General features: G+C 28.9%; 12 protein-coding genes and 1 riboswitch. Of the genes, 11 read left to right on the forward strand and 1 reads right to left on the reverse strand.

Annotation, left to right across the window (positions count from 1 at the left end):
• Positions 1-62: 62 nt before the first annotated feature.
• Together T514_RS0120930 and T514_RS0120935 are read left to right on the forward strand one after the other, a co-directional pair.
• Positions 63-557 carry a prolyl-tRNA synthetase associated domain-containing protein gene (locus tag T514_RS0120930; RefSeq protein WP_027626502.1) on the forward strand — a complete coding sequence of 165 codons (495 nt, stop codon included), beginning with the start codon at positions 63-65 and terminating at the stop codon, positions 555-557.
• A gap of 45 nt (positions 558-602) precedes the next feature.
• Positions 603-941, forward strand: a complete 339-nt coding sequence (locus T514_RS0120935; protein WP_027626503.1) for an arsenate reductase family protein — start codon at positions 603-605, stop codon at positions 939-941.
• 163 nt (positions 942-1,104) lie between these two features.
• On the opposite strand, the gene T514_RS0120940 is transcribed toward T514_RS0120935, so the two are convergent.
• On the reverse strand, positions 1,105-1,896 hold the full coding sequence (locus tag T514_RS0120940) for a cell wall hydrolase (protein ID WP_027626504.1): 792 nt from the start codon (positions 1,894-1,896) through the stop codon (positions 1,105-1,107).
• 2 nt (positions 1,897-1,898) lie between these two features.
• A riboswitch (cyclic di-AMP (ydaO/yuaA leader) is annotated at positions 1,899-2,023 on the reverse strand.
• A 192-nt stretch (positions 2,024-2,215) separates the two neighbouring features.
• Between T514_RS0120940 and T514_RS0120945 the strand changes: the two genes are divergently transcribed.
• The 9 genes from T514_RS0120945 to T514_RS0120985 all read left to right on the forward strand — a co-directional run bounded on the left by T514_RS0120945 (position 2,216) and on the right by T514_RS0120985 (position 9,211).
• On the forward strand, positions 2,216-2,788 hold the full coding sequence (locus T514_RS0120945; RefSeq protein WP_027626505.1) for a flavodoxin family protein: 573 nt from the start codon (positions 2,216-2,218) through the stop codon (positions 2,786-2,788).
• Positions 2,788-3,465 (forward strand): NAD(P)H-dependent oxidoreductase, encoded by a 678-nt coding sequence (locus tag T514_RS0120950; protein ID WP_027626506.1) that lies wholly within the window; start codon positions 2,788-2,790, stop codon positions 3,463-3,465. Before T514_RS0120945 ends, T514_RS0120950 begins: the two co-directional genes overlap by 1 nt.
• Before the next feature lie 103 nt (positions 3,466-3,568).
• Entirely contained in the window at positions 3,569-4,678 is a 1,110-nt protein-coding gene (locus T514_RS25240) for an FG-GAP repeat domain-containing protein (protein WP_051542229.1), read from the forward strand.
• Between the two features lie 140 nt (positions 4,679-4,818).
• Positions 4,819-5,421, forward strand: coding sequence for a hypothetical protein (locus T514_RS0120960; protein WP_027626507.1), 603 nt, complete (start codon positions 4,819-4,821; stop codon positions 5,419-5,421).
• Positions 5,422-5,534: 113 nt separating this feature from the next.
• Entirely contained in the window at positions 5,535-6,173 is a 639-nt protein-coding gene (locus T514_RS0120965; protein WP_027626508.1) for a hypothetical protein, read from the forward strand.
• An 87-nt stretch (positions 6,174-6,260) separates the two neighbouring features.
• A complete protein-coding gene (locus tag T514_RS0120970) occupies positions 6,261-6,764 on the forward strand; it encodes an NUDIX hydrolase (protein WP_027626509.1) in 504 nt (167 codons plus the stop codon).
• Between the two features lie 19 nt (positions 6,765-6,783).
• Entirely contained in the window at positions 6,784-7,671 is an 888-nt protein-coding gene (locus T514_RS0120975) for a hypothetical protein (RefSeq protein WP_027626510.1), read from the forward strand.
• Between the two features lie 123 nt (positions 7,672-7,794).
• On the forward strand, positions 7,795-8,433 hold the full coding sequence (locus tag T514_RS0120980) for a DUF2238 domain-containing protein (protein ID WP_034869853.1): 639 nt from the start codon (positions 7,795-7,797) through the stop codon (positions 8,431-8,433).
• Positions 8,434-8,461: 28 nt separating this feature from the next.
• Positions 8,462-9,211 carry an AAA family ATPase gene (locus T514_RS0120985; RefSeq protein ID WP_027626512.1) on the forward strand — a complete coding sequence of 250 codons (750 nt, stop codon included), beginning with the start codon at positions 8,462-8,464 and terminating at the stop codon, positions 9,209-9,211.
• Positions 9,212-9,673: the final 462 nt, after the last annotated feature.

Here is a 9,673-nt window from a genome sequence, read left to right on the forward strand (position 1 = left end):
ATATATAATTAGGAAAGATATTATAAAATATTTATATAAGAAAACTAAAGGAGAAAATGCTAATGTTATATGAAAATGAAAAGAAAGTATATGAAATTTTAAATAATCTACAAATTCCATATACTAAATATGAGCATAAAGCCATCTTTACCATTGAGGAAGCAAATAAATTAAATATAGATATTAAAGGACAGCATTGCAAAAATTTATTTTTACGCAATAGAAAAGGGGATAAACAATATCTTTTGATAATACAGGAGTGGAAAAAAGTAGATGTTAAAAGTATTGCTAAACAAATACAAAGCTCTAGCCTAAGTTTTGCGTCTGAAGAAAGACTTTATAAATATTTAGGACTTACCCCAGGTTCTGTTACTCCATTTGGGCTTATAAATGATAGTGAAAAACAAGTTCAGGTGTTATTAGATAAGGATTTGGAAGAACAAAATAGTATCAGCTTCCATCCTAATGTGAATACAGCAACAATAACAATATCTTATGTAGATTTTAAAGAGTTTCTTAAATGGTGTGGCAATAATGTAGAATATGTACAAGTTTAATTTAAAAAATAATTTTCGGTAGACTAATAACAAAGGAGAAAAGATATGAATATTCAAATTTTTGGTGTAAAAAAATGTTTTGATACAAAGAAAGCAGAAAGATATTTTAAAGAAAGAAAAATTAAATATCAATATATTGATTTGAATGAAAAAGGGCTTAGTAAAGGAGAATTACAAAGCGTTAAAACTTCAATAAGTTTATCAAATTTAATTGATGTTCAATGTAAGGAATATAAAAAACTTAATATGGATAAAATTAGGGCAGAAAGTATTAAGGAAGAATTACTTCTAAATAACCCCAAGCTATACAAAACTCCTATAGTAAGAAATGGAAAACAGGCTACAGTAGGATATGAACCAGATATTTGGAAGGAATGGGAATAGTTCCGCGTAACAAAGAATAGATAGTAAGGAATAAATAATAATTAAATTAGCTTACCCCATAAGGGTAAGCTAATTTAATTAAATGCTTTTCTGATAAGAAAAGCTTCATTATCTGTACTCTGTGATCTGTGATCTTAAAAAATTGGGCACAATTTTTTATTATCTATTCTACAAACACCATGTTACCAATTCTAGCTTTTATAGGCTTGGACCATAACCATGTATTAGTGGCACTATCATCAAAATAGAATAATGCACCTTTACTTGGATCGGAACCATATAAAGCCTCCTTAGCAGCTTTCTTTGCAGTTTCAGTAGCTGGTTTGTTTATCCAACCATTTAAAACCGGAGTAAATTGATAGTACCCATTAATTCTTTGATAAACTACTGATGAAATTGTATTTGGGAATTCAGAACTTTGTACTCTGTTTATTACAACTGCTGCTACTGCAACTTGAGCATTATAAGGTTGATCTTGTGTCTCAGCAGTTACAAGTCTAGCCAAAAGATCTAAATCAGTTGCACTATAACTTATTACAGGTTTTTCTGTAGTTGTAGTATTAGATGTAGTAGAATTTTGGCTTGTCCCACTATTGTTTATTCCTGGTAAATTAAGAACTTGTCCAGGGTAAATATAATTATCCCATTTATTGTTAGCAACTCTTAAATTATATAGACTTATACCATATCTTGTAGCAATTAAATATAAACTATCGCCACTTTTTACAGTATATGTGGAACAAGGAACATTTAAGACTTGTCCAGGATAAATTGCAGTTCCAGTCATGTTGTTAGATCTCATTAAATTGTCTGAGGAAGTATTGAAAACTTGTCCTATCTTGTATAATGAGTCACCAGAAACTACAGTATAGCTTGCAGCGAAAGCAGAACTAGTAAAAGTTACACTTAAAGCTAATGAAGCTAAAAAAGTTTTTAAAGATTTGAATTTTATCATATTAAATCCCTCCATAGTGCCTCCCAGGTTAGTTGACGGGTTCGGGTTAGAGGTACCCTACTTAATAAAAGATTCACCCCAGTAATATCCCCGGTACTTCATTAAGAAGATTCGGCATGATTTTTTTAAGTTAGTGCTATTTTAACAAAGGTTTTTAAGGCATGTCCATGTATAATAGTTGGTATATAAGGTTCGTGGTAGATAAATTGACATGTAATGTTAAATAAGGAAACATCTTTTATCCATACTATGGTAAAATTATAATTGATTAAAGAATTTGAAATAGATTAATTTTTCATAAAATGGGGGACAAATTATTATGAAAATAATTGTACTTGATGGATTTAGAAATAATGATCAGTGTGCTGATAGAATATACAAAAGAATAGAAAATGCATTTCTAAATGATAATGAATTAATAAGATATAAGTTATGTGAAAAAAATATAAAACCGTGTACGGGATGCTTTGGGTGTTGGATAAGGAAACCAGGTAAGTGCTTAATTGAGGATGACTCACAAGATATTGTAAAAAGTATGATTAATTCAGATATTATAATATATTATACGGCTGTAATATTTGGTGGATATTCTTATCATTTGAAAAAGCTTTTAGATAAGAGTATATGTATTATTTCTCCAATGTTTACTAAGATTAATGGAGAAATGCATCATAGAAAACGCTATGATAAATATCCAGGGATAATAGGAATGGGAGTTATGGAAAGTGACCAAAAAGAACAGGGAGAAAATTTCAAAGAACTTATATATCGTAATTCTTTAAATATGCATAGTGCTTTTCAATGTGCGGAAATAGTACTAAAAGATGATAATGATGAAATTATTGATAAAAAGTTAATAAAGTTAGCTAATGAAATAGAGGTGGAAAGATAATGGATAAAGGAAAAATATTATTGATGATTGGCAGCCCAAGAAAAGACAGAAGTACATCCTACTCTATTGGTAAATATTTATTGGATAACTTGATGAAATGTGATTATACAAATAAAACTGTTTATGTTTATGATTGTATTAATAATGAAAAAAATAGTGAGGAAATGTCCGAACTTTTCAATGACAGTGATTTGATTATTTTTTCTTATCCTCTTTATGTAGATAGCATTCCTGCTCCTTGTATAAAAGTATTGGAATATATAACCGAGAAGAGACAAGGCATGAAATGCCAAGCTAAAAATGCTTTTTTAGCTATAGGAAATTGCGGATTTTATGAAAAGGAACAAATTCAAAATTCACTAAATGTATGTAAATTTTTTGCTGAAGAAAATAGCCTTAACTGGTATGGAGGGATTTCTATAGGGGGAGGACCACAAATTAATGGCAAAAATTTAAAAAAACTAGGAGGAATGACAAAAAAATTAAGAGAGGGATTAGATATAGTTGTAGATTCTATTGATTATAAGAGACCTATACCAATGGAAGAAGTTAATAAATTAACTAGTCCACCAGAAGGAAAGAATATATATTCCTTAATGGCAAACTTAGGTTTTAAACTTCAGGCAAAAAGAAATGGACTATTAAAAAATATTAATGATACACCTTATAAAGAATAGCCTTAAATTTTGTTCATAGAGATTATTATGACTATATGATTGTATACAAACCCCGTAACTATTTTTAGAATAACTGAATATTATAGATTGGGGGGTGAATATTATGTCAAATTTGTCTTTCAATGCAGCCACTTTCTTCCCCACAGGTTCTATACCTAAAGGAATGACTGTGGCTGATGTTAATGGTGATGGTAAAGCTGATTTAGTTATAGTAGATGAAGGAGCTGCAAATGTAGCTGTTCTATTAGGTAATGGAGATGGAACTTTTCAGACCCCAAATTTTTTCGCAGTAGGTAATATTCCACGTGGAATAGTTACAGCAGATTTTAATGGGGATGGAAAAATTGATATAGCTGTAACAAACTGGAGCTCGCATAATGTTTCAGTATTATTAGGCAATGGAGATGGAACATTTGGAGCAGCGGTTAATTATCTTGTTTTAGGGTTTAATCCTTATGGAATAGTTGCAGTGGATGTTAATGGTGATGGCAAGATTGATTTAGTAACAGCAAATTATGGTTCTGATAATGTATCCATTTTATTAGGTAATGGTGATGGCACATTTAATACTGCTACTACCATAGGTGTTGGTAATTCACCATGGGATATTAAAGCAGGAGACTTTAATGGGGCTGGTAAGATGGATTTAGCTGTAACTAATCGAGATTCTGATAATGCAGGGATTCTATTAGGTAATGGAGATGGGACTTTTCAGTCAATGGTACCTTATAGTACAGGTGCAGGTAGTTTGCCACGAGGTATGCTTTTAAGAGACCTTAATGGAGATGGAAAATTAGATTTAGCTATAGCAAACGAAGGTTTAAATAATGTGGTTGTTTTATTAGGCAATGGAGATGGAACGTTTCAGTTAGCTGTATCATATGGTACTGGAATGTCACCTTGGTCTATAGTTGTAGGTGATTTTGATGAAGATGGAAAATTAGATTTAGCTACAGCAAATAGAGGTTCTAGCAATATTGGAGTATTACTAGGCAATGGAGATGGAACATTTAATTCAGTTCAGTTTTTCCCAGTAGGTAATTTACCTTGGGGCATTGCAACATCAGATTTTAATGGAGATGGAAAATTAGATTTAGCTTCCAGCGATGAGGGAAATAATAATGTTGCAGTGCTAATTAATAATAGTAATGTAATTGATCGTGGTATTTTATTTAATGAAATAGATGAAATAATAAAGACTGATAATGATTGAATGTAGTTAAACTTCTGCTATTAATAAAAACATAGCATAATCCAAGAGTATGGAAGTGCTATGTTTTTTATGCATATAATGGTAAAATGTACATTGAGAAATACTATAAAAAATATTTTAGTTTATAGGAGGAAAACAAAATGAAACGATTTTCTATCCTAGCAATTATCATTACATTATTTTTAAGCATAGCATGTAGTGATCTTAATTCTAAAGTAAAAGTTGAGCATTTTTCAGGTTATAAGATGTATACAGAGTCTATACAAAGGCTTTTTAATTTTACGCCTGATATGGGCATAGAGGGAGACAATATTTCATTGAAATTTAAAGGGGATAATAAATTAATTAATATCACATATGAGTTATGGAAAAATGAGAAAATATTTAAAACTGGAGAAATTATAGAGTTACCTATAGATAAAGGTTTTCAAGGAAATATTTCTATAGTGCTTCTATTTAATACAGAAAATGCCAATGAAGATATAAAGTTATTTGCTGATATAAAAAATGATAAAGAAGGTGGTGGCGCTAAATATATTAATATACCTAATTTTTTATGTAAGTCAGGTAAATGGTGGTGTTATTCTGATGAAAAATATGGAGTTGCATTTAATGAACCAGTTGTAATTTATGAATTAGCAGCTAGAAAAGATGCAATGGATATTGTAAATACAAATAATAATAAAAATATGGAAAATCCATGGTGGAAGTTATTGGTAAAACTTAACATTAAAGATAAATAAGTAGAATGAGTATATTTGTTGAAACTAATTCAATAAAAAAACGTATATAATCTTAGGAAAATCAAATCAATTGATTTTTAGGTTCAGATAAAATGAAATGAAAGGAGAAATTTATGAGAAAGTTATTATTAACTGGTTTAATTACATTGGCATTAGTTGGGACAGTAATTGGATGTGGAAATAAAGAAGTTCCTCAAAAAGATACTTCATTAAAAACAGAAACAGTTTCATCTTCAACTTCATCAAATGAATCAAAGAATAATGAAATAAAGGAAAATGAAGATAAGTCAAAGAGTGAAACAAAGGTAAAAGATGAATCAAATACCAAAAGGGAAATAGAAATAATAAAGAATGAAGTAAAAAAGATAGATGATAAACAAAACAATGAAGTAAAGAGTAATAAAATGGAATTTAAGAGCAAAAAATTTGGATTTTCCCTTACTTTCCCTGAAAGTTGGAGAGATAAATATAGAGTTGAAGAAAAAGATGATTGTGTAGCAGTTTATTTTCAACCAAAGGAAAAGGTAGGAAACGGGCTAGGATTACTTTTTGCTATTATTAAAAAAACTAAGGATTTAGATGAGAATATGTATGATTCTATTTATGGATGTGAGAAATACTACAAAATAAATGGAGAAACTTATTTTGTAGGTGGACCGACGGATGTAAACTTTCCAGAAACACATCCTGAAATTAAAACTTTTTTGAATATAAAAAAGGAAATTCCACAAGTTATGAAGACACTTAAATAATATTATAGCACTTCCATTTATCATAAATAGAAGTGCTATATTCTATGATAAATTTTAGAGAGTTTTTAGGAGGATATTAAGGATATTATGGAAGAAGTATTTTCAAAACCAGCCGCAGGAGGAATAATAGAAAAAACAATAAATAATATAGAATATGTTTTAATTCAAGAAAGATTCAAAGATGATGCTAAGGCAGAAGAAGGATTAATTGAAATACCAGCAGGAAAGATAAGAGAATTTGAAAATATTTATGAATGTTTAAAAAGAGAAATATGGGAAGAAACAGGATTGGAAGTTATCCAAATAGAAGGAGAAAAAGAAGCTAGTGTTTTTGAATCCAATGGATATAAAGTGTTAAATTATACTCCTTTTACATGCTCACAAAATATAGAAGGAAATTATCCAATAATGGTACAAACTTTTATTTGTAAAGTTAAAGGAGAAGTATTAGAAAAAACTAATGAAACAAGAAATATTAGATGGATATCATTAATTGATTTAAAAGAACTTATTGAAAAGAATACACATAGTTTTTATCCAATGCATGTTGAAACTTTAAAAAAATATATAAATAGTAAACTAGATAAATAAAATTCTAAGGGGGATCTTTATGAATGAAATTATGAATGAAATAATTAATATGCATATGATTGTGCGAAAATATTGTATAGAAAAAATTGATAATTTTAGTGAGGAATTAATGAAAAATTATAAAAGAATTTTTAAAATTATAGAAGAAATAGGGCAAAAAGAATTTAATGAAAGTAAAGATGAGGGGATAATAAATTTAATTCAGAATACAACATATAATACATGCTTAAAAAATATATTTAAATCATTTTTAATTGAAATAGAAAGCTTTATAACTAACGATTATAAATTATTAGAAGAATTTGAAGTAAGTTTAATTAATGTTATAGAAAGTAGTACTGTTAAATCCAATACTATATACTGTTATCCAAATTATAATGAGGAAGAAAAAAGATTAAGTATAATATCAAAACAGCAGTTAATAAGCTATATAAAATCAATAGATAAGGAAAAATTAAATTATGTTGAACCTATATTTTATAGAAGAGTTTTAGCTGAAAATGAAATTGATTATATAGAAGAAAAAGTTAGAGATAAATGGGGGATAGAAAACTTTGCTGATCCATTTACAGGCTCACATAGAGACGATGTTATAGTTTTTAAGGAAAAATTTTTTTATGATAATATAAATTTTTTAAAGCTTCAAAGCGCTTTGAAAAACTTGGGAGAAGAAAAAATTTATGAAATTAATATAACTGATCCAGCAAGTTATATAATGGAGATATCTGCTTTTGCAATATTTAAACAGGATGGTGAAACTTGTTTAGAGGGATTTTGGTGTTCTCCTAAAATGGAATGGATAATTTATAAATCCCATGAAAATACAATATCTATAGGTGGAAAAATGCTGATAGATGAAGTAAAAACACTCATTGGCTCATGGAAAGATGGGGTTTTTATCTATTAAAGTGCTCTAAATAAAGTATTGGTTATTTGAATAATATTTATGGTTTCACATAAACTACTAAAATAATCTTGTATATGATTATATGAAGTCTAAGTAGTTTTTGTGAAATTGGAGTGTATAAAGGTGAATGAGATTAATAAGGATATTAAAATACATATTGGTTTATTAATAATGTTTGGATTAGCTTTGATTTTATCGCTTATTAGACCAAAGAGTTACTTTATATGGTTTTTGGAAGCTGCCCCAATTTTAATTGAAGTTATAATATTAGTAATTACCTATAAAAAATTTCAATTTACAACTTTTACTTATATACTTATTTTTTTTCAGATAATTTTAATGCTTATTGGAGCACATTATACCTACGAGGAAGTGCCATTGTTTAATTGGATAAAAGAAGCCTATGGATTACACAGAAATGATTACGATAGGTTTGGGCATTTCTTTCAAGGATTTATTTCCGCTTTTATTATAAGAGAATTATTAATAAGAAAGCTAAAACTTAAGAAGGGAGCAATATTATCAATATTAATTGTGTGTATTTGTTTATCCATAAGTGCATCTTATGAATTGATAGAATGGGGAACAGCTATGATTTTGGGGCAATCAGCAGATGCATTTTTAGGTCTACAAGGTGATAAATGGGATACACATTGGGATATGCTGTGGGCTTTGATAGGTTGTATAATTGCAGTGTTCATGTTTCATAACATACATGATAAATATATGGATAAATTAGAAAAAATAAAACATAAAATATAATTATATTAGCAACTGGAGGAGTTATAATTTGGAAGGGTTTAAATATAATCAATACTTAAGGTCAGTAAAATTATATAGAGATGAGGTAGAGTCCTTTGATACATACCCATTTTGTTTAGATGCAGTAAATAATCTATTTACTTTAGAATTTCATCCTAAGGTGACATTTATTGTAGGGGAAAATGGTACTGGTAAATCAACTATACTTGAGGCAATAGCTACAGCATATGGATTTAACCCTGAAGGTGGAACAAAAAATTTCAATTTTTCAACTATGAGTACACATTCAGATTTATATAAATACTTAAAGTTAATTAAAGGAGTAAGAAGGCCAGAAGATGGCTTCTTTTTTAGAGCAGAAAGCTTTTATAATGTTGCAACTAATATTGAAGAGTTGGACAAGCATGGAATTGGTGCAAGAATTATTGATTCCTATGGAGGCATCTCTTTACACGAGCAGTCACATGGAGAATCATTCTTAGCAGTATTTTTAAATAGATTTAGGGGAAGGGGATTATATATTTTAGATGAGCCTGAAGCGGCATTATCACCGTCACGACAAATGACCATGCTTTCTAGATTGCATCAGTTAGTTCAGGAAGATTCTCAATTTATAATTGCCACTCATTCACCAATTATAATGGCATATCCAGATTCTATTATATATGAGCTGAAAGGTGGATTTAGAAAAAGGGAATATAGAGATACAGAACATTATCAGATTACAAAGGAATTTGTAAATAATACTGAAAGAATGCTAGATGTAATTATGAAATAATAATTTATTTGATAGCTACCATTCGCAATACTCCCATTACACTTAAGGAAAAGGATTATAGACAAATTCAAGATTATAAGTCATAGTTACTCAAGAATACCTTTCCTAGTGTATCATTAAAAGATATTATGAGAAAATATGAGAAAAATCGAGCATTTTTAATGTGAATTTATTTTAATGGGATTACAAATGAAAATAGAGTATAAGTACCATGGTATGATATATCTCGTTCCCAAGAAGACACATACATCAGCAATTAGTTGATGAAAAATAAGTTTAAAAAATGTGTTGACAAAGGAAAACAGAAATGATAATATATACAAGCTGTCTAGTGCAGCGATATGGTCTTTGAAAATTAAACAGAGAAGAGAAACCAGTCAATTCAAACAGGAAACTGTTTAAAATAGCGATGAGCTAGAAGAAGAAAAATTGGTAGGAACAAGTAGTGCGAGGAATGTGGCG

This window comes from Clostridium lundense DSM 17049, from assembly GCF_000619945.1.
In the GTDB taxonomy this organism is placed as follows: domain Bacteria; phylum Bacillota; class Clostridia; order Clostridiales; family Clostridiaceae; genus Clostridium_AO; species Clostridium_AO lundense.